Annotated in this window: 1 pseudogene; it reads left to right on the top strand. The window is 40.6% G+C overall.

Annotation, left to right across the window (positions count from 1 at the left end):
• Window positions 1-261, top strand: a pseudogene (locus AAEZ18_RS19105) (response regulator); the annotation flags it as partial.

Genomic DNA, 261 nt, shown 5'->3' with positions numbered 1-261 from the left:
GGTCGAAACCCTTGAAAAAGCAATGCAGTTAGGTGCATGCGACTTTTTAGTAAAACCATTAATGTTAAACCGACTTGATCAAGCACTCGCACGTTTTGAATCACGTCAGCAATGTTTTTCTGATGCAAGTGAAGTAACGCAGTCAATGGTTGATATGTTATTTGGTTCAAAGCAGCAAACCAACACGTCTGTTCGTTTACCAAAAGGGGTCGATCAACTTACCCTGCAAAAAATACATGATGCTTTTGTAGAGCACGCAAC

Origin of the sequence: Pseudoalteromonas sp. 19-MNA-CIBAN-0066 (assembly GCF_040308705.1) — a bacterium.
Taxonomy (GTDB): Bacteria; Pseudomonadota; Gammaproteobacteria; order Enterobacterales; family Alteromonadaceae; genus Pseudoalteromonas; species Pseudoalteromonas nigrifaciens.
The sequence above is the reverse complement of the archived record's forward strand: the minus strand, read 5'-3'. Positions and strand labels throughout refer to the sequence as shown.